The sequence below is a fragment of the Burkholderia sp. Bp8963 genome (assembly GCF_003854275.1).
In the GTDB taxonomy this organism is placed as follows: domain Bacteria; phylum Pseudomonadota; class Gammaproteobacteria; order Burkholderiales; family Burkholderiaceae; genus Burkholderia.
The window spans coordinates 1-1,488 of sequence record NZ_QTQP01000138.1 but is presented as its reverse complement, the minus strand read 5'-3'; the positions used below and the strand labels follow the sequence as shown (position 1 = coordinate 1,488).

At 60.6% G+C, this 1,488-nt stretch carries 1 protein-coding gene; it reads right to left on the bottom strand.

Annotation, left to right across the window (positions count from 1 at the left end):
• Positions 1–7: 7 nt before the first annotated feature.
• Positions 8–1,363 (bottom strand): IS4 family transposase, encoded by a 1,356-nt coding sequence (locus tag DID96_RS37665; RefSeq protein WP_124604373.1) that lies wholly within the window; start codon positions 1,361–1,363, stop codon positions 8–10.
• Positions 1,364–1,488: the final 125 nt, after the last annotated feature.

Genomic DNA, 1,488 nt, shown 5'->3' with positions numbered 1-1,488 from the left:
CATCTCGTTATACGCAAGTCTCGTCGCCGCCGTCGTCGCGCAATAAGCGTATGGTTTCCGCGGCGATATGAACTTTCGTGAGTCCCTTCCAGATGGTCTCTGCGCCGGGTTCGCCATCGCCCTTGCGAGCGAGGAAACCACCGAGGCGTGCGACCAAGCGCAACACGTCGTTGAGCTTGGGTTGCGCTGGCATACGCGATTTCGTGAGCAAGTGGGCGGCCCGAATTTCATCGGGATCGAAGAACAGATGCGCGTCCAAATCAGGACAGGTCCGGCCCAGCCGCATCAGATAGGTCACACGCCAAGCCACCACAAGAAACAGCGCCAACGCACGCTCGAGTCGTTCAATCGTGCCCAACTGCAGCTCTTCGACCTGACAGCCGTTCTTCAGAACGTTGAACAGGATCTCGATTTCCCATCTCGCCCGATACCACTCGATCAATTCGATCGCTTCATCCAGCGTGGTTGCCGCACGGTTAGTCAGCAAGCGCCATTCGATTGGTTTGATGCCAGCAGGCGCGTCAAACTCGCGCGCGACCAGGCACGTTGCTGCGATGCTTTTGCCCTTGCTCGCGGGCAACTCCACGCGCTGCAGCCACAGGCGCTGGCGCACCGTGCGCGCTTTCACGCCTTGGCGCGCGGCCATCGTGAAGGCGATTTCGCCCACCGCTTCGCCGCGCGTGGCGCGCTCCCACAACTTATCGCCTTCAGGCAGGCAGCGGTTATGCGCGGCACGTACCAGCCAGTCGGCCGGGTTGCCCAACGCATCGGCGCGCTCCATCAACGCCATCAGATCCGCTTCGCGGTCGGCCACATACACCAGGCGGGTCGATGGCATGTCCGGCGCCATCTCGGCGATGCGCTCGTAGCCTTCGATCCAACGCAAACTTTCCTTGGGGCCGCCACGCTGGCCGGATTCGTCCTTCTTCTCGCGGGCCCACATCCACGCGTCCAGAATACCCAACGGCTCGCGCTGCGGCGTCACCGCATAGGTCGGATGAACAAACATCCCGCGCTGCGCCTCATAGGTCAACGGCCCCAGTCCGATCGCCTCCTGACCGTTGAAATCAAGCTCGGTGGTGTCTTGCAGACAGAGCACGACCTGATGCGTTTGCATCCGTTTTTGCGTCTGCAGCCAATGCGGCTCCAGAATCGCATGCCACTGGACCTTGTCGTTGTCGAAGAAACGGTACGCCGCTATCGTTTCACCCCAGCCATGACATGCCTGCGGCACACTGGCCGTCGGATCGGCCGCCATTCTTTCCATTAAAAGCCTCGCTCGCTTGTTCAGGCGCGCGTCGCCAAGGTCCAGTTGCTCGAATTCCGTTTGCGTCCAGGGCGTCGATTCCGGTGACCAAGGCATCCGCTCAAAAGCGGAGAGTAGACGCGATCCGCCGACAGTTTACAAGCGCTGCTCTATGTCATTGAAAGTAAACGTGTTCTTTCGCGGCCGCGATTCGCCGGTCACGATGTGTATAACGACATGCC

Coding starts and splice junctions, on each gene's coding strand:
- DID96_RS37665 (WP_124604373.1), bottom strand. CDS start 1,363: ATGCCTTGGTCACCGGAATCGACGCCCTGGACGCAAACGGAATTCGAG.